Origin of the sequence: Variovorax ureilyticus, assembly GCF_037889935.1 — a bacterium.
GTDB lineage: Bacteria > Pseudomonadota > Gammaproteobacteria > Burkholderiales > Burkholderiaceae_C > Variovorax > Variovorax ureilyticus.
The window spans coordinates 60,008-80,406 of sequence record NZ_JBBKZU010000013.1 but is presented as its reverse complement, the minus strand read 5'-3'; the positions used below and the strand labels follow the sequence as shown (position 1 = coordinate 80,406).

Sequence of the window (20,399 nt, the reverse complement as noted above, 5' to 3'; positions counted from 1 at the left end):
AAGTGGCAAGAATTATGCGCTGCGGGCATCGTCCTCTTCGATGAGTCGGGTGAGGCTCACCGCATGCTGGCGGAGCTCCTCCGCGCGCTTTTCGCCGGCTTCCGCTTCGGCGGCCTGACCCGTCTGCCGCGAGACTGCTGCGAGGCGTCGCAGCAGGATGTGACAGGGGAAACGCACGGGCGGGCGTCCTCCAGTTCGAACAGGGCACCGCCGCAATCGGGGCAGGTCAGCCCCGAAGGCTTGCCGATGTGCAAAAGGTTCTCCATGCGATCGACCCCCTGGTTGATCCTGACTTTCGCGCGCGAGCGTTTCCGGCTCGACGCCGACCTCCGGTGGTGAGATGGATTCACCATGAACGGCCACGGTGCCGCCCGCACCGGAGAGCCCCTTGTGCGAGCCCGCTGACCCGGCTGTAGGTGCGCGGCTCCGTTACCGCGCCGTCGAGCCGGTTGCGCCGGGCACGCGGTTTGCCCCTTGAGTGGCGCTGAGCCCTTCGGTCAAAGGGCCCGAGAACGCAGGAGATGGAATGACAAGCCCCAATGTGGCCGGCTACCGGGGGCCGGAGGAATGCAACGCCAACAAGGCGTCGCACACGTTTCAATACAGAGGATGGGACGTCACGATCGAACTGGAACCGTCGAGAGCCGACGGGATCGTGAGCGGACACGCGGACCTGCGCGACCAGTCGGCATTTCGATGCCGGCTGATGCTCTCGGGCCGCCACGAAGACGGGGTCGGCGCGATCCGGGCACTGGCCGCGAAGGCCCGCACGCTGATCGACGAGCGGCACCAGGACGACTGAGGCCGGCGTGTAGAGCTGCCGCAGCAGTTTCCGCCCGCCGGCAATTCTTGCGGCCCCCGCGTCCCGAGGGGCGGATCAGCCGTGTGATGCTGCGCCATCAACGCGACGGCGCATCTTCCTCTTGTTTTTCCGCGAAGAGTGGTCCTATTTTTCAAGACCCACTCAACTTCTCTCATTCGCAGGAGACAAGAGATGAAGATCGCATTGGTCTCGCCCCTTTGCGAGGCGGTGCCGCCGATGTTCTATGGCGGCACGGAGCGCGTCGTCGCCCACCTCAGCAACGCCCTGGTCGACCAGGGCCATGACGTCACCCTCTTCGCGGCCGGCGGATCGTGCACACGCGCGACCCTGGTGCCGTTCCGCCAGCAGGCGCTGCGGCTCGATCCGGCGCCGCTCAAGTCGGACCTCGCCGCTCATCTGGTGCTCATGAGCGAAGTGAGGCGACGCGCCGATGAATTCGACGTGCTGCACTTCCACATGGAACTGCTGCACTTCCCTTTCTTCGAGGACATCGCCGAGCGCACGCTCACCACCATGCATGGCCGGCTGGACCTGACGGACCTGCCCGAAGCCTATGGCCGCTGGAACGAGTTCCCGCTGGTCTCGATCTCGCACCAGCAGCGCAAGCCGATGGCCTCCGCGAACTGGCTCGGAAACGTCTACAACGGCGTCGACGACGCGCTCTTCCGGGTGCCCGCGAGACCCTCGGGCGGGTATCTCGCCTTTCTCGGCCGCATCGCGCCGGAGAAGCGTCCGGACCGCGCCATCGACATCGCCATCCGCGCCGGCCTGCCGCTCAAGATCGCGGCCAAGGTGGATCCTGTCGACCGCGCCTACTTCGAGGGCTGCATCCGCCCGTTGCTCGCGCACCCGCTCATCGAGTTCGTGGGCGAAGTGAACGATGCCCAGAAACCCGCTTTCCTCGGCAATGCGCGGGCGCTGCTGTTCCCGATCGACTGGCCGGAGCCTTTCGGGCTCGTGATGATCGAGGCGATGGCCTGCGGCACGCCGGTGATCGCATGGCGCTGCGGTTCGGTGCCCGAGGTAGTCGAACCGGGCGTGAGCGGCCTCATCGTCGACAACGAGGAAGAAGCCGTGGACGCGGTGAAGCGCGCGGTGCAGATCGACCGCCGTCGCGTGCGCGCGTCGTTCGATCGCCGCTTCTCGGCCCGCGCGATGGCCACCGCCTATGTCGAGCTCTACCACCGGCTGCTGGCGATGAGCCTGCCTGCGGTCGCGTGAGGAAAAAGGTGCCCCGATGAACCAGGGACAAGGCATGACGCAGGAGCCTGCGCTCCAGGGACTCGACACGCAGGAACTCATCGAGCGCAGCCCGCAGCGGCTGTTCGTGCTCAAGGAAGGCGACACCTTCCTGGTGGCCGACATCTACGGCGACGTGACCGGCGCGGCCGATGGGCTGTTCGTGAACGACACACGCCTGCTTTCGACCTTCCGCCTGCGCTTCGGCGGCCGGCGGCCCTCGCTGCTCTCGGGCGGCGTGAGCCAGGACAACGTCTTCTTCGCCGCCCACATGACCAACCAGCCCCTGCCGCCGCTGGGCGATGCGGCGACGCCCGAAGGCGTGGTGCACGTCGAGCGCGAACGCCTGCTCTGGTGCGGCCGCATCTTCGAGCGCATCAGACTCCTGAACTACGGGCACGCCCCGGTGAGAGCGCCATTGACGATCGACTTCGGCGCGGACTTCCGCGACATGTTCGAAGTGCGCGGGCAGCGGCGTGCGCAACGCGGCGTCGCCCAACCCGCGATCGTGGGAGAACGCGCCGCGCAGCTCGGCTACGAAGGCCTCGACAAGGTGCTTCGAAACGTGAGCATCTCGTTCTCGCAGCTGCCCTCGAAGCTGGACGAGCGCCACGCCGAGTTCGGCGTCGAAGTGCTGCAGCGCACCCCCTGGGAGCTGTACATCGAGGTCGGCCCCGACTTCAGCGAAACGCCCGGCCGCGCCCGTCACCGCGCGGCGGCGGCTTCCGCGCGGCGCAGCATGCGCCAGCGCCAGCGCCGCGGCGCGCGCACCTATTCGTCCGCCCGGCTCTTCCAGCACTGGATGGACAAGTCGCGCGCCGACCTCGCGCTCCTGACCACCGAGCTGCCGACGGGGCCCTACCCCTACGCCGGGATCCCGTGGTTCTCCACGCCCTTCGGACGCGATGCGATCGTGACCGCGCTGCAGACCCTGTGGCTCGACACCTCGCTCGCGCACGGCGTGCTGTCGTTCCTCGCGCGCAACCAGGCGGAGCAGACGTCCACCTTCCGCGACTCGGAGCCCGGGAAGATCATGCACGAGACCCGCAAGGGCGAGATGGCGGCGGTGGACGAACTGCCCTTCGCGAAGTACTACGGCGGCGTCGACACCACGCCGCTGTTCATCGTGCTGGCCGGCGCCTACGCGGCACGCATGGGCGGCGCGGACGAGATCGCCGCCTTCTGGCCGGCATTGAACAATGCGGTCCGGTGGATCGAACGCAGCAGCGCAGGCCATCCCGATGGCTTCCTGACCTATGCGCGCGGCGAGTCCAGCGGACTGGCCAACCAGGGATGGAAGGACAGCGACGATTCGGTCTTCCACGAGGACGGCAGTTCGCCGGAAGGGCCGATCGCGCTGATCGAAGTCCAGGGCTATGCCTACCGGGCGTATCTCACGATGGCCGAGCTCGCGGCCGCGCGCGACGAGACCGACGCAGCCGCGCACTGGAAGAGCCGCGCCGAGGCCCTCAGGCGCGCCGTCGAGCAGCGCTTCTGGCTGGACGACCTGGCCTTCTACGCGCTCGCGCTCGACGGAACAGGCAGGCCCTGCAGGGTGCGTTCCTCCAACGTGGGCCACCTGCTGTACTGCGGACTGCCCTCGCCGGGGCGCGCGCAGGCGGTCATCCGCCAGTTGCTCACCGGCGCCTTCGATTCCGGATGGGGCATTCGCACGCTGCCGCCCGAGGCCGCGCGCTACAACCCGATGTCCTATCACAACGGCTCGGTGTGGCCGCACGACGTGGTGCTCTGCGCGGCCGGCATGGCCCGCTATGGCGAGCGCGACGGCATCGTGCATCTGATGAGCGGCATGTTCGAGGCGGCTACGTTTTTCGGCATGCGGCTGCCCGAACTGTTCTGCGGCTTCAAGCGCGAGGCCGGCGAGCCGCCGATCGCATACCCGGTGGCCTGCCTGCCGCAGGCATGGGCGGCGGGATCGGTGTTCATGCTGTTGCAGGCCACGCTCGGCCTGCACGTGGACACGGCGCGGATGACCCTTCATGTGACGCAGCCGCGACTGCCGCACGACATCGACCGGCTGGAGGTGCGGCACATCAAGGTGGCCGACCAGCTGGTGGATCTCGGCTTCCAGCGGGTCGACCAGCGCGTGGTCGCCTTCGTCGAAAGACAGAGCGGAGCGCGCCAGGTGCACCTTTCGGTCCACGATTGATGCTGCATCGGGCTTGGGGGCATTTCCCGTCGCTGCGGCGCTCTGCAGTGGGCACGTCGATTGCCAAGGATGAGACGGGCTAGACCCGTTTTCATTTTCCACCCCACAAGGAGTACAGCATGACGTTGCAAGACGATCGCGATTCCGGCCAGCCCATGGCCCCCCGTGGACGCGGCTTTGCAGGAATGGACCCGACACGGCAGCGCGACATTGCCCGGGAGGGCGGACGCGCCGCGCACGAGAAAGGCACCGCCCATGAATTCACGTCCGAGGAAGCGCGGGCGGCCGGACAAAAGAGCCGCATGAATCGCCTGGCGCGCGAGGCCGCCCGCCAAGCCTGAGGACCGACATCGCGGACGGCGACCGTTGTGCGGCATCTCTTGCCGCAACAATGACCGCCGGCCGCCTTCAGGCCTGCTTCAACGCCGCCAGGCCGGCACTGTCATCGCGCTGTAGGCGAGACAGGCGGCACGCCCTTCGGCGGTGATGCGCGTGACCACGATGCGCGCGATCTTTCTTTCCCCGCTCCGCAGGACGACGATCGGATCGCTGTCGGCTTCCAGCAGCGACGCGCTGCGCAGCGCGAGGATCTTGTGGATGTCCTCCGGGATCTCGCACACCACGGGAAGCTGGCGGTGCGAGAGCACCTCGAGCAGTTCGTAGCACGCAGCGGCGCGGCCGGTTTGTGTCTGTTGCTTTTTCATGGGCGTCGTGAGGCAAAAGGACGAAGGTCGGCGTCCATTCCGGCAAACGTCGTTCCCGGCTTCGCGCACGCGCAGATCGAGGCGCCGCAACGTCCACAACGGCGCGGCGGGCGAGATGAGCGAGGTGGTGTCGTTCTCGACTTCGCGCATGACGGACGCCGACGTCAGCGCCGTCGCAACCTACCTCGGGAGCCTGCGGCCTTCTCCCCTGGGCATCATCCCGGTTGCGTCGAATGCGCAGATGGCGCAGGGCGAGGCGGTCTGGAAAGACTACTGCGCCGCCTGCCACCGCGAGGACGGACGCGATGGACGACGGACAGTCAGTCGATCCACGGCCCGCCGAGCATCGCCTGGATGTAGGCCGCGACCTTCACGAGGTCCTCGTCGGACAGCGGCAGCGGCGGCGCGTCGACCAGATGCTCGGCCACCAGATGCAGCTTGGCGGATGCATTGGGCGCTTCCTGCAGCAGCACCGCAATCGCCGCGGTGTGCGCGACCGCCCGCAGCTCGAGCGCGCGCAGCCTTGCGTTGATGTCTTCCAGTTCCATTCTCTTCTCCTGTCGCGGACCGGGTTTGCACCTCCGATTCTGCAGTGTGGCGCAGCCGATCGTTCCGGCCAATGCCATGCCCTCACCCGAAGGTGAACGCAAACGCCCGCGCGCCGGGATCGAGGAAACGGATCTCCACCAGGCGATCGTCGATCGATCCGCGCTGCCGCACCAGCTGGTACAGGCGCGTCGCATCCACCACGCCGCGGCCTTCGGCATCGACGTCGTCGCCATGGTCCGCGCCGGGCGCGCGCCCGTCGAGCGTGAGCTGGAACGGGATCGGCCCGTGGCCCGCCGCGAGTCCCAGCACCAGGTGCGCGTCGCGCGCATGGAAGCGGATCGCGACCGCCCCGCCGCCCTCGTCGAGCTGCACGAACTCGGGACCGACGGTCCACGCGCCCTTCAGGCCCCAGTCGTTGAGGCCAAGCCGGCCCAGCGTGTAGGCCTTGCTGCGATCGCTGGCGATGCCCGAAGGCGACGCGAAGCCGCTGGCCTGCCGGTAGCCGAGGTAGGTCTCGGGCGAACGCACGTGGCGCAGGTCGGCCGGCAGCCCCGGGCCGCGCGTGTCGGGCACGACGGGTGCCGCCGCGCCGGCATCGGCACCGGCCTCGCGCAGCAGGGCCCGGATCACCTGTTCCGAGCGCGCTTCCCCGCCTTCGCCGAACTGGTGGTGCCGCACACGGCCCTCTGCATCGATGAAGTACAGCGCCGGCCAGTACTGGTTCTGGAACGCGCGCCAGACGGCGAAGTCGTTGTCCTGCGCCACCGGATAGGCGATGCCCAGCCGCCTGAGCGCCTTCTGCACGTTGCCCGTCTCCTTCTCGAACGCGAATTCGGGCGTGTGCACGCCGATCACCGCGAGCCCCTGGTCGGCGTACTTCTGGGCCCATGCGCGCACATTCGGCAAGGTGCGCAGGCAGTTGATGCACGAGTAGGTCCAGAAGTTGACCAGCACCACCTTGCCGCGCAACTGCTGAAGATTCAGCGGCTCGCCGTTGAGCCAGTTCACCGCGCCCGACAGATCGGGCCGGATCGGCTCGACCGGCAGCCCCGAGGGCGTGCCGCGCGGAGCATCGACGCCCTTCGGCGCGCCGGGCAGGGCGTCCGCCGCGGCGGCGCCCATGGGGAGGGCCTGAAGCACGCGCTGCTCGAGCCCGCTGCCCCAGTTCAGCGACAGGCGCGCCAGCGCACCGGTGTCTACGCCCGTCGCGACCGCCGCCACGCCTGCCAGCATCGCCGAGCCGAGCACACGACGCGGCCAGACGCTGGTGCGCAGCCGGGCGCTCAGGCCGGCGAGCCGCTGTTCTCCCGCCCGCAGGGCGACAGCGAGCGAGAGCGACGCACCGGCCGCATACGCCAGCAGCAGGGCGGACGTCTGCACGCCGGGGCCGGCCAGCGCCGCACTGGAGAGGATCAGGCCCAGGATCGGCCCCGCGCACGGCGACCACACGAAGCCCGTCGCCACGCCGAGCAGCACCGAGCCGACCCAGCTCGCGTCGCCGCCCACGCGGTTCGACAGCCGATCACCCAATCGCACCACCGGGCGGGACATCCGGTCCGCCCATCGCGGCGACAGCAGCGCCAGCGCGCTGATCGCCAGCACGACGAGCGCCGCCGCACGGCCGAACTCATTGAATCGCACCGCCCAGCCGCCCGCGACCGCACCCAGCGAAGCGACCGTCGCGAAGGTCAGCGCCATGCCCAGGAGCAGCGGCAGCGTGCCCTGCCGGAAGGGCCGCCCCGTGCGCGCAAGGACGAAGGGCAGCACCGGCAGGATGCACGGGCTCAGCAGGGTCAGCGCACCGCCCGAGAAGGCGGCGAGGTACAGCGAGGCATTCATCACGTTTCTCCTGGGACAGTCCGGATCGCCGCGAATCAGAGGCTCGACACGTCGAGCACCGCCCGTGCGAAGTCGGCCGGCGCCTCCTGCGGCAGGTTGTGGCCGATGCCGCCGCGCAACGCGCGGTGCTGGTAGGGCCCTGCAAACTTGGCCGCATACGCCGCCGGGTCGGGATGCGGCGCGCCGTTGGCATCGCCTTCGAGCGTGATCGTCGGCAGCGCGATGCGCGGCCCCTCGGCCAGCCGGGCTTCGAGCGCATCGAAGCGCGACTCGCCCTGCACCAGCCCGATGCGCCAGCGATAGTTGTGGATGACGACCGCGACATGGTCGGGGTTGTCGAAGGCCGCCGCGGAACGCGCGAAGGTCGCATCGTCGAACTGCCATTGCGGCGAGGCCTGGCGCCAGATGAAGCGCGCGAACGCGGCGCGGTCCTTCTCGTAGCCCTCGCGGCCGCGGTCGGTCGCGAAGTACGACTGGTACCACCACGCGAACTCGGCCGCCGGCGACTGCGGCATCGCGTTGACCTTGGGATTGCCGATCAGGTAGCCGCTGACGGACACCAGCGCATTGAATCGCTCGGGCCACAGCGCCGCGAGGATGCAGGCGGTGCGCGCGCCCCAGTCGCAGCCGGCGATGGTCGCGCGCCGGATCTTCAGCGCGTCCATGAGCGCGATGATGTCCTGTGCCACCGCCGCCTGCTGCCCGTTGCGCGGCGTGCTCGCGGCCAGGAAGCGCGTCGAGCCGTAGCCGCGCAGGTACGGGACGATGACGCGATGCCCGGCGGCGGCGAGGATCGGCGCGACGTCCACGTAGGTGTGAATGTCGTAGGGCCAGCCGTGCAGCAGGATCACCGGCGCCCCATCGGCCGGACCGGCTTCGGCATAGCCGACGTTCAGATCGCCGGCATCGATCTGCCGCAGTGTCTGGAAGCGCGACTGCCCGTTGCTGCGCGCAGGCTCTGCCGCCTGGGCCACGGACGACAGCAGCCCGCTCAGGGGCACCGAGGCGAGCGTGGCAGCGGCACCTGCAAGAAAGTTGCGGCGGGCGGTCGGAGCGGTCGTCGTGTTCATTGCGTCAAGTCCTCGTTGGTTGGAGTGACGCCAGTAGACCGGGCGGATGTACGCGGCATGTGTCGCGCGCGGCCTGGAGTGAATGCCTGTGTACGGGGCGGGCCGCCAGATACACAACGGTACAGGACTATGGCGGGTCGTCAGCCGCTTCGACCGGTGCAGAGAACACATACCCTTCGCTGCGCACCGTCTTGATGTACCGCGGCTCGCGGGCATCCTCGCGCAGCGCCTTGCGCAGCCGGCTCACCATCAGGTCGATCGAGCGCTCGAATAGCTCCGCGTCGCGCCCCTGCGTGATGTTGAGGATCTGGTCGCGGTTGAGCACCTTCTGCGGATGGTCGAGGAACATGCGCAGCAGCCGGTATTCCGCACCGCTCAGCGACACCACCACGCCGTGGGCGTCGAGCAGATGGCGCTCGACCGTGTCGAGCCGCCAGTCGCCGAAGGCCAGCCAGCGCGCCTCCGAACTGCTGCGCAGGTTCGGCGGCAGCATGCGCGTGCGGCGCAGCACCGATCGGATGCGTGCCAGCAGCTCGCGGGCGGCGAAGGGCTTGGCGAGGTAGTCGTCCGCGCCCATCTCCAGCCCGAGGATGCGATCGGCCTCGTCGCCGCGCGCGGTCAGCATCAGGATCGGGATCGCCTTGTGCTTGCCGGCGCGCAGATCGCGGCAGAGCTGGAGACCGTCCTCGCCGGGCAGCATCAGGTCGAGGATGACGAGATCGAACGGCCCGGACTGGTCGAGCGCCTGCCGCATGTGGCGGCCGGTGGGCACCGCCTCCACGCGCATGCCGTTCTTGACGAGGTAGGCGGTGATCAGCTCGCGGATCTCGCGGTCGTCGTCCACCACCAGGATGTGGTCGGCAGCGTGATCGGTGACGGACATGGGGAATCTCCATTGATCAGGTTCGGTTCAGACCGGCAGGCGCAACAGCGCCTGCAGTCCGCCTTCGGGGCGGTTGCTCAGCACGAGCTGGCCGCCCATCGACAGCGCGAGCTGGTGCGCGATGGCCAGGCCCAGGCCGGTGCCGCCGGTCTCGCGGCTGCGCGAGCCTTCGACGCGATAGAAAGGTTGCAGCACCGCCTCGAGCTGGTCGGGCGGAATGCCCGGGCCGTCGTCCAGCACCGCGATGTGCAGCTGCCCGCCGCCCGCCGTCTCGATTCGGGACAGGCGCACTTCCACCTTCGTGCCGAACTTGAGCGCGTTGTCCACCAGATTGCCGACGACCCGCCGCAGCGCATGGGGACGCGACGAGATCGGCTCGCCCGCATCGCCGGTCGAGGTCACTGGCCGGGCGGTATCCGCGTAATCGTTGACGATGCTCCGTATGAGGGCGCCCACATCCACGCGGCGCTCGGCCTCGGTGCTGCCCTGGAGCGTTCGCGCGTAGCTCACGCCTTCCTGCACGAGGTCACGCATGGCATCGAGGTCCTGGCGGATCTTGTCGCGCTCGGGCAAGTCGTCGTCCATCAGGTCGACGCGCAGCCGCATGCGGGTGATCGGCGTCTGCAGGTCGTGCGAGACGGCCGCGAGGATCTGGATTCGCTCCTGCACGTAGCCCGCGATGCGCCGCTGCATGGCGTTGAAGGCACGCGCGGTGCGCGCCACTTCGACCGGCCCGTTCTCGTCGACGACCGCCGGGCGAAGGTCGGGTCCCAGCGCATCGGCGGCATCGCCCATGCGCTTAAGCGGCCGCGTCATGAGGCGCGCCGCCTGCCATGCACAAAGCCCCAGCACCAGCAGTTGCGCCACCAGCAGCCAGATCACCCATTCCGACACCGGCATCGGCACACGCCGCGCCAGCAGGTAGACGCTGCTGCCGTCGCCAAGACGCACCTGCATGCGCACCGCCTCCCGCATCGACGGCACCTGTCCCACGGCGAGCACCGGATAGGGCTTGAGCGCGGTCGCGATCACGTCGACGAACTCGCGCAGCGGCCCGGTCTCGGGCGGGGCCGTATCCACTTCACCGCGGAGCGCAAAGCGGAAGTTGGGGCGCTCGAGCCGGTCCAGCCACTCCGGCCGCTCGGCGGCAGGCACGCGGTCGAGCACGGCGATCGAACTGGCGATGTCGCGCTCGACACCGCTGATCATCAGCGACTGCATCGCCTGTCCGCGCTCGTAGCGAATGGCCATGAAGGTCAGCGCCTGCGCGATCGCCATGCCGGCGACCACCACCAGCGTGATTCGCGCGAGAAGCGTGCGGGGAAGCGGCATGGGAGATCTCTCCAGAAGTGCGATGGTCCGGACGAACACCGCGCGGGTGGCAACGATGGATTATTCGCCGCCGACCTCTCACCGCCCTAACGGCGATAGACCAGCGTCAGATTGTTCGCCGGCATCTCGACCAACCGCGTGCGTGCGAATCCGTGCGCGTGGGCCACGGTGTCGAGATCCTCGACCCGCCGCAGACCCCAGCGCGCATCGCGCGCTTTGAGGGAAGCGTCGAAAACTTCGTTCGACGGCGCGGTCTTCACGCCCTCGCGGCGCCACGGCCCGTAGAGGATCAGCGGCGCGCCCTCGACCAGCAGCCGCTCTGCGCCTGCGACCAGCCCGAGGGTCGCCTCCCATGGGCTGATATGCGCCATGTTGATGCACAGCACCGCATCGGCCGCATCCACGGGCCAATCCGCCGACCCGGCGTCGAGCGCGAGCGCCGGCAGGACGTTGCCGAGCCCGGCGCACCAGCTTGCGATCGAGCCGAGCGCACCTGGGTCCGGATCGGTCGGCTGCCAGACATGGCCGGGGAAAAGCTGCGCGAAGAAAGCGCAATGCTCGCCCGATCCGCTCGCCACCTCGAGCACCTTGCCGGTGACCGGCAATTCCTCTCGCAGCACCTCTGCGATCGGCCCGCGGTTGCGCAAAGTGGCCGGCGCATGCTTGCGATCGGAGCGATCGTCACCGGGCATCCAGGGCGTGGGATCTTGCATTTCGGCCTCGAAAGAGTGACAGGCATTCAAAACCAGGGCGGTCGCGCACCGGCACGCATCAGGCCCGGCTGTAGGTGCCCAGCGCCGTCCCGGCCGCGACCGCGACCAGTCCCACCACATGCCAGAGCGACAGCGTCTCGCCGAGCAGCAGCGCCGCGAAACCCACGCCGAACACCGGCACCCAGTAGAACCACAACGATACGCGCGCCACGCCGATCTTCACGATCGCATGGTTCCACGCGAGGTTGCCGAAGGCCGTGGCGATCAGCGCCGAGAACAGCACCAGCATCACCGGCCAGAAGCCCGGCAGCCATGCGGCGATGCTTCCCCCGGCGCCGACGGCGAATGCATGCAGCGCGAGCATGAGCGTGCCGCACGCGTAGATCATGCCGCTGGCGTGGAGCGCATCGGTTTCGCGCGCGAGCCGCTGGATGAACACGCCGCCGATCGAGAACGTCACGACCGAAGCGACCACCATGGCATCGCCCCACCCCGCCCCCGCGACGTGCGCGCCGGGGGACTTCAGCACCACGATCAGCACGCCGCCGAGGCCGAGCAGCACGCCGGCGATCCGCATCGGCCCGATGCGCTCGCGCAGGATCGCCGCGGCCATGAGCGAAGAGACCAGCGGGCTCAGGGCGATCGCGACAGAGCCATTGGTCGCCGTGGTCCTCGAAAGGCCTGCGGCGACGAGGATCTGGTTGAGATAGACCATCAGCACCGCGCAGCCCACCGCGGTGGCGAACTGGCGCCGGTTCATGCGCATGCGCTGCCGGGTCGCGCGCTGCCGCCAGAGCAGCACGCCCATCAGGGTCGCGGCGATCGCGGCCCGCCACGTCGCCATCACGGCCGGGTCGAAGTAGGTCGCGATGGTCTTCATCGCGGTCATGTTGAGGCCCCAGAGGGCGGTGACGAGCAGCAGCAGCGCCGAGAGGCCGCCGCCCGCGGGAGTGCGCCGGTCGGGGGGCTTCACGTCAGGGCAGGCGAAAGGGCCATGCCCTTCGTGAGTTTCATAGGTCGAGCGACATTCTATTTTTGCGGACCGCCCTCGCGTCGGCGCGCGCGAAAAGGCCACCCACAGCGCCCACGTAGGAGCGCGGATCGAATCGCCATGTGAGCGGCAGCAGAAGCACCGCGACCACGCCGAGGTAGGTCCATGCCGCCTCGAAGCCGCCCGCATGCTCGCGCATCCATCCCGTCACGAGCGGCGAGAGCGCGGCGACCATGAAGCCGACGCCCTGCATGAAGGCCGCCAGCGCGCCGGCCTGCTCGGGATGCCGCAGATGGTCGAGCGCCAGCGCCATGCACAGCGCGAAAGCGCCGCCCAGGCCGAGGCCCAGCACGCCGACCGCGGTGACCGCCATCGGCGCGCCGAGCGCCAATGCCGCGAAGCCCGCGACCTGGAGGAGCAGCATGGCGATCAGCCACGGCCGCAGGTCGCGGTGGCGCCGCGCCAGCACCGGCACGGTGAGCGCGGAGACGAGCTGCGCGCCGGTCATCCAGGTCAGCATCGAGCCGGTGTGCGCCGCGTCCCAGCCCTTCGCGGCATAGAACTGCGGCAGCCACGCGACGAGGCTCGTGTAGCCGCCGTTGATCAGGCCGAAGTAGCAGGCGAGCATCCATGCGCGCGGATTGCGAAGGCATCGCCGCCAGTTGCCGGGTTCTTCGGAATCCGCGCCGTCGACGGCCGCGGCGGCATCGGAACGCGAGCACGCCCAGATCACCGCCGCGAACAGCGCGGGCAGTGCCCAGACCGCCAGCCCCGCATGCCAGTCGCCGCTCGCATGCGCGAGCCACGGCGCACCGATCGCGCCGAGCCCGCCGCCGCCCATGAGCGCGGCCGAATACAGGCCCATCGCCATCCCGGTATGCGCCGGGTAGCCGCGCTTGACCACGCCCGGCATCAATGCCTGGACCAACCCGACGCCGACACCGGCCACGGCGGCACTGACAAGGAGCCACGCGGCATCCTCGGCGAACAGGCGCCCGCCGCACGCGACCGCGATGGCGGCGAGCCCGCACAGCACGCCGGCACGTGCGCCGATGCGGCCGCCGAGCGAGACGCCGACCAGCGACATCACGCCCATCGCCAGCATCGGCAGCATGGTCAGCATCGACGCGCCGCGAAAGCCCAGACCGGTCTCGGCGCGGATCTCGTCGAGCAGCGGGCTCGTGGACGTGAGGAAGGCGCGCAGGTTGATGGCAATCAGCACGACCAGCAGGGCGAAGCCGAGCCCCTGCATCTTGGCGGGCGGGCGGCCCGCAGTGGCCGCCGTCACGCCGGCACCGCGTCGGCCAGCAGCGCGCCGGCGCGCGCAACGACGCGCCCGCCCGCGACCACCAGCCGACGCACGGGCCGCGACACCACGGCCTGGGCCACCGTCTGCGCGTCGACGAGGACCAGGTCCGCGCGGTTGCCCGGCACCAGGCCGTAGTCGGTGAAGCCGCAGCCGCGCGCGCCGGAATGCGTGACGGTGTCGAGCGCGATCTCGATCTCGTCGTCGCGGCGCAGGTTGTAGCGCATGCCGACGAACATCGCGCGCTCCAGCATGTCCGGATTGCCGTAGGGCGACCAGGTGTCGCGGATGCCGTCGTTGCCGCCGAGCACCGTCACGCCCGCCTGGCGGCACGCCGTGAGCGGCGGCACGGTGCGCGACGGCGGCGCGCTGGTCACCAGCGACACGCCGAGCTTGGCCATGCGATCGAGCAGCACGCCGCGCTCGCCGTCCGTGACATCGCCGAGACAGAAGCCGTGGCTGATCGCGACGCGGCCCTGGAGCCCGTGCGCCGCGGTGCGGTCGAGGATCAGTTCGAGCGAGAACGCACCCATCGCACCGGGTTCGTGCAGGTGGATGTCCAGCCCGCGATCGTGGCGCTCCGCGATGCCGAAGAGCACATCGAGCGAACGCACCGGATCGCCGTCGATCGCGCACGGGTCGAGTCCGCCGAGCACGTCCGCGCCCGCGGCCATCGCCTCGTCGAGCAGCTCGGCGGTGCCGGGCCGCTTGAGCAGCCCCGACTGCGGGAAGGCGACGATCTGGATCTGCTGCAGCGCCTGCAGCGTCTCGCGCGTGCGCATCACGCCCTGCAGGTGGCGCAGGCCGGCCTGTGTGTCGACGTCCACATGCGTGCGCAGCCGCGTGGTGCCGGCGGCGAGGAAGGCCTTGGCCAGCACCAGCGACTGCGCGGCGGCATCGTGGCCGCTCGCCTGCCGGAAGGCGCGCTCGTTGTCGATCTTGTCGATGAGCCGCGTGCCGACCTCGTTGCGATACCAGTCCATGCCCCACATCGTCTTGTCGAGGTGGGTGTGGCCTTCGACCAGCCCCGGCAGCAGCAGCGCGCCGCCGCCCTCTTCCACCGCACAGCCGGCCGGCGCATCGAGGCGCGCGCCGATCCCGGCGATGCGGTCGCCCTGCACGAGGACGTCAACGGATGCCGCGCCGAGCGGGCGGACGTTGCGGATGAGGAGCGAGGAAGGCTGCGTCATGGAAAGCTCTCGAATGGCAAGAAAGAACTCAGGCCGGCACACCCGCCACGCCGCGCGGCGATGCGCGGCGGCCGAGCAGCGTGACCGCGGTGAACACCAGCGCGTTGGTCGCCAGCGCCACCAGCCCGATATTGATCGACTTGATCACCACCGGCGCATTCGGCAGGAGCTGCGGCAGACCCATGCCCGACAGCGTGGTGAAGGCCAGCACCGCACCGCCCGCCAGGATGCCGGCGAACGCGGCCTGCTTGGAGCCGAAGGGGCGCGGCAGCAGGCTGAAGATCAGCGACGGAAGCAGTTGCGTGAGCAGGCTGGACGCGAAGATCGCGATCGCCACGATGGTGGTGCCGCCGCGCAGCACGAAGAACACCGCGATCAGCGCGAAGAGCGGCAGCGCACAGCGTGCAACCAGCGCGACCTGCCGGTCCGTGGCCTTCGGCGCGAAGCCGCCCTTGTAGATGTTCTTGCCGATCACGGTCGATGCGGTGAGCAGGATCATCGCGCCGGGCACGAGCGCGGTGAGCACGCCGGTGCCGCCGATCACGCCGACGAACCACGGGTCGAAGGTCGCCTTCACGAGCCCGAAGAGCGCGAGGTCCACCTCCGAACCCTGGAGCCCCGGCACCTTGAGGATGGCCGCGAAGCCCACGAGGAAGAGGAACGCGATCACGATCTGGTAGAGCGGCATCATCATCGTGTTGCGGCGAACAGCGCCTGCGCTCTTGGCCGCATAGACCGAAGTGAGGTTGAAGGGGTACAGGTAGTAGCCCAGCGCGGTCAGCAGGATGGTCGAGTTGTACCAGCTCAGGTTGAGGCCTTCCTTGGGGAACTCGAAGAAGTTCGGCTTCGCGGCGTGGATCGCCTCGAACATCGGCGTGACGCCGCCGTAGTAGTGCCAGGGCAGGTACACGCCGAGGAAGATCGCGATCGCGAGGATCAGGATGTCCTTGACGATCGCGATGCTGGCCGAGCCGTGCAGGCCCGACACGAGGATGTAGCTGACCATCACGATCACGCCGATCCAGATCGACACCTGCGGCGCGATGGCGCCGTACGACGCTTCGGACACGATGATGCCGAGCCCGCGCAGCTGGATGGTGAGCAGCGCCACCATGCCCATCAGCGCGACGATCGACACCAGCACGCCGAGCCCGCGGCTGTCGTACTTGCTCGCGAAGAAGTCCGAGAACGACACCAGCTTGTGCGCGGACGCATAGCGCCAGATGGCCGGCAGCATCCAGAAGGCCATCAGGTGCGCGAGGCCGCCGTAGGCCAGGATGTAGAAGGCCGGCACGCCCTTGCCGTACGACCAGCCGCTCGCGCCGAGGAAGGTGAAGGTCGAGAACGCCTCGCCCGCCATCAGCAGGAAGACCATCAGCGCACCGAGCCCGCGGCCGCCGAGCGCCCATTGCTCCAGGCTCATCTTGCGGCCGCGCCTTGCGAGCACCGCGAGCGCCAGCGCGCCGACCATGAAGAGCGCGATCACCACCAGCGCGGCGCTCATCGTGCTTCTCCCTGGGACGGCGCGTCGAGGTCGCCCTCGGCCCGGTCGATGGCCAGCATGACCAGCGAGGTCAGCACCAGCCAGCTCACGTTCCACACCATGAGGAAGGGCATGCCGAGCACGAAGGTCGGCGCATGGGCGGAAAGCCATCCGCCGCTGAAAAAGGCGATCACCGGCAATGCTGCCAGCCACTTGACGGATTTCACTCGGGACCTCGCGATCTGTTTTGGTTACGATTTATGGTCAACTAAACATAAATGTTTGGTTAACCAAACCAGATTCTAGAGAAAGGCCACGAGGCGCCTCCACCGTGAAAACCCGCAGGTCGGGGGCGCCGGCTCGTCAGTCCGATCGGCACTCCCACTAACATGTGCGGCGCTTCTTGCTTTCCGATCCCCATGCCGAAAACCGCGCCCGCCAGTCCCGACAACACTTCAGCGAAACCCCGACGAGCCAAAGGGGCGACCGCCGCGCCGGACGCCGACGTCGATGTCGACGAGCGCGTCTACGAGGCCGTCTCCAAGGCATTGCTGAGCGGCAAGCTGCGCCCCGGCACACCGCTGCGCGAACGCACGCTGGCCGAGGCGCTGGGATGCACCCGCGGCGCGATCCGAAAGGTGCTCGCCCGGCTCGGCGCCGAAAAACGACTGGTGCTCGAATACAACCGCGGCGCCTTCGTGCCGAACCCTTCGGTCGAGGACATGCGCAACACCTATCGCGCCCGCCGCATCGTCGAGGCGGGGCTGGTCACCACCCTCTTCGGCCAGCTCACGCGCGAGCAGGTCGCGCAGCTGCGCAAGCACGTGCAAGCCGAGCAGAAGGCGTTCAAGGAAGGACGGCGCGAGGACGCGTTCCGCCTCGCGGGCGAGTTCCACCTGCTGCTCGCGCAGATGGCGGGCAGCGAGGAGCTGCAGTCCTACATCCAGCGCCTGGTGTCGAACACCGAGCTCTACAAGGCGCTGTTCGACAGCGTGGAGGCCGCGAGCTGCGCGCCGAAGGAGCACGAGGAAATCATCGAGGCGCTGATGGGCCCGTCACTCACGCGTGCGCTCGACATCGCGATGGAACACCTCGACGAGCTGGAGCAGCGCGTGATCGCCGGTGCAGGAACCGAGCAGGAGGTCGACCTCGCGGACCTCTTCGCCGGCGTGCGCCGCTGAAGCGCAATCAGATTTCCCTCGCGCTGCAGCCCCCGCATGAGACCGGCACAGCCGAGGCCAGGAACCCCGCGGAGCCGGCTTCGCCGGGCCGCCGGGGTTGCCCCCTGGAAGGGCGAGGCTGGGGGTGAGTCAGAGATCCATCACCATCTCGTGCCACGCCATGCCGCCGTGGTCGGAGGCGGACGGCTTGACATAGCGATAGCCGAGCCGCTCGTACAGCGCGACATGACGGTCCTTGCACATCAGGTGGATCGTCTTCTTGCCGATCCCGCGCATGCGCTCGACGAAGCTCCGCATCATCAGGCTCGCGTAGCCCTTGCCCTGGTGCGCCCGGTCGATGACGACCGACATGATCACCACGTTCAGCGCCATCGGATCGTGGCCGACCAGTTCCTTGAACGACTCGTCCGCCAGCACGACTTCATGTGCGCATCCGCAGTTGATGAAGCCGATGATGTCGCCCGCCAGTTCCATGACGAGGAAGCCTTCGGGGTACTGCGCGATGCGCGTGGCGATCTTCTCGCGCGTCGCAGCCTCGTCGCCTTCATAGGACGAGATCTCGATCTCGTAGCAGCGCGAGGTGTCCGCCGGAGCCGCCGGCCGGAAGGTGGGTGCAGGGTCGCGTGAGGTCATGGGACGGGGGATCTTGCCATGTCGAACGCCCCAGCCCTGCGCCAGAATCGAACGATGAACATTGCCGATTCCTTTGCGGACGTCACCCGCTTCGTCGCGATCCGCCGCGACATCCATGCACATCCCGAACTGGGCTTCGAGGAGCATCGCACCTCGGAGATCGTTGCCAGGCTGCTCGAAGACTGGGGCATCGAAGTCCATCGCGGCATCGCCGGCACCGGCCTCGTCGGCGTGCTGCGGCGCGGCACCGGCGGGCGCACCATCGGCCTGCGCGCCGACATGGACGCGCTGCCGCTGCACGAGGCCAACGAGTTCCCCCACAAGTCCACGCGCGCCGGCCGCATGCACGCCTGCGGGCACGACGGCCACACCACCATGCTGCTGGCCGCCGCCTGGCACCTGGCGCAGAAGGGCAGCGCGTTCGACGGCACGGTGCACTTCATCTTCCAGCCCGCCGAGGAGATGGGCAAGGCCGGTGCCAAGAAGATGATCCAGGACGGGCTCTTCGAGCGCTTCCCGTGCGAGGCGGTGTTCGCGCTGCACAACTTCCCGGTCGGCGACGTGGGCCGCTTCGCGGTCAACGAAGGCGTGCTCATGGCGTCGAGCAACACCTACAGGATCACTTTGCGCGGTCGTGGCGCGCACGCCTCGATGCCGCACACCGGCATCGACCCGGTCGCGGCGGTCATCAATCTCGCGCAGCAGCTGCAGACCATCGTGCCGCGCACCATCGCGAGCACCGAGCGCGCCCTGCTCGCGGTCACGCAGCTGCAGGGCTCGGATGCGCCCAACGTGATTCCCGATTCGGCCTGGGTGGGCGGCACGGTGCGCACCTTCTCGATCGAGGCGACAGACAGGATCGAGGCACGTTTGCGCACCGTGGCCGAAGGCGTGGCCGCGGCGCACGAATGCACCGCCGAGATCAGCTTCAACCGCGCATCGCCGCCGGTCGTCAACCACCCGGCCGAGGCGCGCTTCGCCGCGAGCGTGATGCGCGAAGTGGTGGGCGACCACATGGTCACCGACGACTTCCCGGCGGTGATGGGCGCGGAGGACTTCGCCCACATGCTGCAGGTGCGTCCGGGCTGCTACGCCTTCCTGGGCAATGGCGACGGCGACCACCGTCTGGAGGGCCACGGGCCGGGGCCTTGCATCATCCACAACACCTCTTTCGATTTCAACGACGAGATCATCCCGATCGGCGCCAGCTACTTCGTGAAGCTGGTGGAGCGCTGGCTCCCGGTCGCCAACCCGGCCTGAATCCCTCAACGCATCCCCCAATCCGACAGGAAAGTGCCCCCACCGATGACGCATCCCTATTCGCGCCGCTCCGTCCTCGCCGCCGCCGGCGCCATGCTGGCCACCGGCGCCGCGCCCTTCGCCTTCGCGCAGCAGCGCGTGATCCACGTCATCGTGCCCTTCGGCACGGGCGCGGTGCAGGACACGGTGGCCCGCGCCTTCAGCAACGAGCTCGGCGCAGCGCTCAACGCGGCGGTCGTGGTCGAGAACCGCGCGGGCGCGGGCGGCACGGTCGGCGCGGCGGTCGTCGCCAAGGCGCCGGCCGACGGCAACACGCTGGTGCTGGCTGCGGCCAGCCATCACATCGCGGGCTTCCTCTACAGCAAGCTGGCCTACGACCCGCTGAAGGATTTCGTCGGCGTCGCCAACATCGGCAACGCCGGCTATGCGCTGGCGGTGGGCGGCGGTCTCACCCCCGCGAACACGGCCGACTTCATCAAGGAGGTCAAGGGCAACCCGGGCAAGTACAACTACGCCTCGGCCGGCAACGGCAGCGCGACGCATCTCGCGATGGCCTCCTTCCTCTCGAAGGCCGGGCTGCAGATGACGCACATCCCGACCAAGTCCACGGGCGAGGCCGTCAACGAATTGCTCGCCGGCCGCGTGCAGGCGGTGATCTCGTCGAGCGTCGGCGTGATCGGGTTCCAGAACGACCCGCGCATGAAGCTGCTGGCATCCACCGGCGAGCAGCGCAGCCCCTTCCTTCCTCAACTGCCCACCGTCGCCGAGAGCGGCCTGCCCGGCTATTCGTTCGATTCGTGGATCGGCCTGCTCGCGCCGGCCGGCACGCCGAAGGCCGAAGTCGACAAGCTGAATGCGGCGACCAACAAGGTGCTGGCCGACCCGGCCATCCAGGAGCGCTTCAAGCGCCTGGGCGTGGAGCCGCGCAACCAGAGCCCCGAGGAATTCCAGAAGCTGCTGCGCGCCGACTGGGACGCCATGGGCTTGGTGGTAAGAGCCTCCGGCGCGAAAGTGGACTGAGCGCGAGCGGCGA

21 protein-coding genes are annotated in these 20,399 nt (G+C 69.0%); 8 read left to right on the top strand and 13 right to left on the bottom strand.

Translation table 11 applies throughout. The features are described from left to right. Window positions 1–63 precede the first annotated feature (63 nt). The 5 genes from WKW77_RS25630 to WKW77_RS25610 all read left to right on the top strand — a co-directional run bounded on the left by WKW77_RS25630 (window position 64) and on the right by WKW77_RS25610 (window position 4,573). Window positions 64–339 (top strand): hypothetical protein, encoded by a 276-nt coding sequence (locus WKW77_RS25630; protein WP_340359711.1) that lies wholly within the window; start codon window positions 64–66, stop codon window positions 337–339. Between the two features lie 187 nt (window positions 340–526). Beyond that, a complete protein-coding gene (locus WKW77_RS25625) occupies window positions 527–802 on the top strand; it encodes a hypothetical protein (RefSeq protein ID WP_340359710.1) in 276 nt (91 codons plus the stop codon). 192 nt (window positions 803–994) lie between these two features. Beyond that, window positions 995–2,044, top strand: a complete 1,050-nt coding sequence (locus WKW77_RS25620) for a glycosyltransferase family 4 protein (RefSeq protein WP_340359709.1) — start codon at window positions 995–997, stop codon at window positions 2,042–2,044. A gap of 16 nt (window positions 2,045–2,060) precedes the next feature. Then, window positions 2,061–4,232 carry an amylo-alpha-1,6-glucosidase gene (locus tag WKW77_RS25615; protein ID WP_340359708.1) on the top strand — a complete coding sequence of 724 codons (2,172 nt, stop codon included), beginning with the start codon at window positions 2,061–2,063 and terminating at the stop codon, window positions 4,230–4,232. Between the two features lie 119 nt (window positions 4,233–4,351). Continuing rightward, a complete protein-coding gene (locus WKW77_RS25610; protein ID WP_422823270.1) occupies window positions 4,352–4,573 on the top strand; it encodes a KGG domain-containing protein in 222 nt (73 codons plus the stop codon). Between the two features lie 78 nt (window positions 4,574–4,651). On the opposite strand, the gene WKW77_RS25605 is transcribed toward WKW77_RS25610, so the two are convergent. The 12 genes from WKW77_RS25605 to WKW77_RS25550 form a co-directional block, all read right to left on the bottom strand. After that, a complete protein-coding gene (locus WKW77_RS25605; RefSeq protein ID WP_340359707.1) occupies window positions 4,652–4,936 on the bottom strand; it encodes a hypothetical protein in 285 nt (94 codons plus the stop codon). Between the two features lie 320 nt (window positions 4,937–5,256). Further along, window positions 5,257–5,484 carry a hypothetical protein gene (locus WKW77_RS25600; protein ID WP_093164615.1) on the bottom strand — a complete coding sequence of 76 codons (228 nt, stop codon included), beginning with the start codon at window positions 5,482–5,484 and terminating at the stop codon, window positions 5,257–5,259. Window positions 5,485–5,566: 82 nt separating this feature from the next. Then, the gene (locus WKW77_RS25595) at window positions 5,567–7,324 is read right to left on the bottom strand and encodes a cytochrome c biogenesis protein DipZ (protein WP_340359706.1); all 1,758 of its coding nucleotides are present in this window, start codon (window positions 7,322–7,324) and stop codon (window positions 5,567–5,569) included. A 35-nt stretch (window positions 7,325–7,359) separates the two neighbouring features. Beyond that, on the bottom strand, window positions 7,360–8,394 hold the full coding sequence (locus WKW77_RS25590) for an alpha/beta fold hydrolase (RefSeq protein ID WP_340359705.1): 1,035 nt from the start codon (window positions 8,392–8,394) through the stop codon (window positions 7,360–7,362). 127 nt (window positions 8,395–8,521) lie between these two features. After that, on the bottom strand, window positions 8,522–9,277 hold the full coding sequence (locus tag WKW77_RS25585; protein ID WP_340359704.1) for a response regulator: 756 nt from the start codon (window positions 9,275–9,277) through the stop codon (window positions 8,522–8,524). Window positions 9,278–9,304: 27 nt separating this feature from the next. Next, window positions 9,305–10,609, bottom strand: coding sequence for an ATP-binding protein (locus tag WKW77_RS25580; RefSeq protein ID WP_340359703.1), 1,305 nt, complete (start codon window positions 10,607–10,609; stop codon window positions 9,305–9,307). Window positions 10,610–10,695: 86 nt separating this feature from the next. After that, window positions 10,696–11,322, bottom strand: coding sequence for a DUF938 domain-containing protein (locus WKW77_RS25575; protein ID WP_340359702.1), 627 nt, complete (start codon window positions 11,320–11,322; stop codon window positions 10,696–10,698). A 58-nt stretch (window positions 11,323–11,380) separates the two neighbouring features. After that, window positions 11,381–12,295 (bottom strand): DMT family transporter, encoded by a 915-nt coding sequence (locus WKW77_RS25570; RefSeq protein WP_340359701.1) that lies wholly within the window; start codon window positions 12,293–12,295, stop codon window positions 11,381–11,383. Between the two features lie 37 nt (window positions 12,296–12,332). Then, window positions 12,333–13,601, bottom strand: a complete 1,269-nt coding sequence (locus WKW77_RS25565; protein ID WP_340359700.1) for a cyanate transporter — start codon at window positions 13,599–13,601, stop codon at window positions 12,333–12,335. Beyond that, entirely contained in the window at window positions 13,598–14,809 is a 1,212-nt protein-coding gene (locus WKW77_RS25560; protein ID WP_340359699.1) for an amidohydrolase family protein, read from the bottom strand. Before WKW77_RS25560 ends, WKW77_RS25565 begins: the two co-directional genes overlap by 4 nt. A gap of 28 nt (window positions 14,810–14,837) precedes the next feature. Then, window positions 14,838–16,313 carry a sodium:solute symporter family protein gene (locus tag WKW77_RS25555; protein ID WP_340359698.1) on the bottom strand — a complete coding sequence of 492 codons (1,476 nt, stop codon included), beginning with the start codon at window positions 16,311–16,313 and terminating at the stop codon, window positions 14,838–14,840. Further along, a complete protein-coding gene (locus WKW77_RS25550; RefSeq protein WP_340359697.1) occupies window positions 16,310–16,519 on the bottom strand; it encodes a DUF3311 domain-containing protein in 210 nt (69 codons plus the stop codon). Before WKW77_RS25550 ends, WKW77_RS25555 begins: the two co-directional genes overlap by 4 nt. 192 nt (window positions 16,520–16,711) lie before the next feature. Here WKW77_RS25550 and WKW77_RS25545 point away from each other — a divergent pair, with 192 nt between their 5' ends. Then, entirely contained in the window at window positions 16,712–17,473 is a 762-nt protein-coding gene (locus WKW77_RS25545; protein ID WP_340359696.1) for a GntR family transcriptional regulator, read from the top strand. A gap of 129 nt (window positions 17,474–17,602) precedes the next feature. Here WKW77_RS25545 and WKW77_RS25540 read toward each other — a convergent pair whose 3' ends face one another. After that, the gene (locus WKW77_RS25540) at window positions 17,603–18,106 is read right to left on the bottom strand and encodes a GNAT family N-acetyltransferase (RefSeq protein WP_340359695.1); all 504 of its coding nucleotides are present in this window, start codon (window positions 18,104–18,106) and stop codon (window positions 17,603–17,605) included. 54 nt (window positions 18,107–18,160) lie between these two features. Between WKW77_RS25540 and WKW77_RS25535 the strand changes: the two genes are divergently transcribed. Both WKW77_RS25535 and WKW77_RS25530 read left to right on the top strand, forming a co-directional pair. After that, window positions 18,161–19,366: a M20 aminoacylase family protein gene (locus WKW77_RS25535; RefSeq protein ID WP_340359694.1), complete on the top strand. Its 1,206-nt coding sequence runs from the start codon at window positions 18,161–18,163 to the stop codon at window positions 19,364–19,366. 45 nt (window positions 19,367–19,411) lie between these two features. Then, the gene (locus tag WKW77_RS25530) at window positions 19,412–20,386 is read left to right on the top strand and encodes a Bug family tripartite tricarboxylate transporter substrate binding protein (RefSeq protein ID WP_340359693.1); all 975 of its coding nucleotides are present in this window, start codon (window positions 19,412–19,414) and stop codon (window positions 20,384–20,386) included. The last annotated feature ends 13 nt before the right edge of the window (window positions 20,387–20,399 follow it).

What these genes read in the sequence shown, in the direction of transcription:
- WKW77_RS25555 (WP_340359698.1), bottom strand. Translation starts at nt 16,313, where the DNA reads ATGAGCGCCGCGCTGGTGGTGATCGCGCTCTTCATGGTCGGCGCGCTG.
- WKW77_RS25615 (WP_340359708.1), top strand. Translation starts at nt 2,061, where the DNA reads ATGAACCAGGGACAAGGCATGACGCAGGAGCCTGCGCTCCAGGGACTC.
- WKW77_RS25540 (WP_340359695.1), bottom strand. Translation starts at nt 18,106, where the DNA reads ATGACCTCACGCGACCCTGCACCCACCTTCCGGCCGGCGGCTCCGGCG.
- WKW77_RS25590 (WP_340359705.1), bottom strand. Translation starts at nt 8,394, where the DNA reads ATGAACACGACGACCGCTCCGACCGCCCGCCGCAACTTTCTTGCAGGT.
- WKW77_RS25530 (WP_340359693.1), top strand. Translation starts at nt 19,412, where the DNA reads ATGACGCATCCCTATTCGCGCCGCTCCGTCCTCGCCGCCGCCGGCGCC.
- WKW77_RS25605 (WP_340359707.1), bottom strand. Translation starts at nt 4,936, where the DNA reads ATGAAAAAGCAACAGACACAAACCGGCCGCGCCGCTGCGTGCTACGAA.
- WKW77_RS25580 (WP_340359703.1), bottom strand. Translation starts at nt 10,609, where the DNA reads ATGCCGCTTCCCCGCACGCTTCTCGCGCGAATCACGCTGGTGGTGGTC.
- WKW77_RS25585 (WP_340359704.1), bottom strand. Translation starts at nt 9,277, where the DNA reads ATGTCCGTCACCGATCACGCTGCCGACCACATCCTGGTGGTGGACGAC.
- WKW77_RS25560 (WP_340359699.1), bottom strand. Translation starts at nt 14,809, where the DNA reads ATGACGCAGCCTTCCTCGCTCCTCATCCGCAACGTCCGCCCGCTCGGC.
- WKW77_RS25575 (WP_340359702.1), bottom strand. Translation starts at nt 11,322, where the DNA reads ATGCAAGATCCCACGCCCTGGATGCCCGGTGACGATCGCTCCGATCGC.
- WKW77_RS25545 (WP_340359696.1), top strand. Translation starts at nt 16,712, where the DNA reads ATGCCGAAAACCGCGCCCGCCAGTCCCGACAACACTTCAGCGAAACCC.
- WKW77_RS25625 (WP_340359710.1), top strand. Translation starts at nt 527, where the DNA reads ATGACAAGCCCCAATGTGGCCGGCTACCGGGGGCCGGAGGAATGCAAC.
- WKW77_RS25600 (WP_093164615.1), bottom strand. Translation starts at nt 5,484, where the DNA reads ATGGAACTGGAAGACATCAACGCAAGGCTGCGCGCGCTCGAGCTGCGG.
- WKW77_RS25595 (WP_340359706.1), bottom strand. Translation starts at nt 7,324, where the DNA reads ATGAATGCCTCGCTGTACCTCGCCGCCTTCTCGGGCGGTGCGCTGACC.
- WKW77_RS25535 (WP_340359694.1), top strand. Translation starts at nt 18,161, where the DNA reads ATGAACATTGCCGATTCCTTTGCGGACGTCACCCGCTTCGTCGCGATC.
- WKW77_RS25620 (WP_340359709.1), top strand. Translation starts at nt 995, where the DNA reads ATGAAGATCGCATTGGTCTCGCCCCTTTGCGAGGCGGTGCCGCCGATG.
- WKW77_RS25610 (WP_422823270.1), top strand. Translation starts at nt 4,352, where the DNA reads ATGACGTTGCAAGACGATCGCGATTCCGGCCAGCCCATGGCCCCCCGT.
- WKW77_RS25630 (WP_340359711.1), top strand. Translation starts at nt 64, where the DNA reads ATGCTGGCGGAGCTCCTCCGCGCGCTTTTCGCCGGCTTCCGCTTCGGC.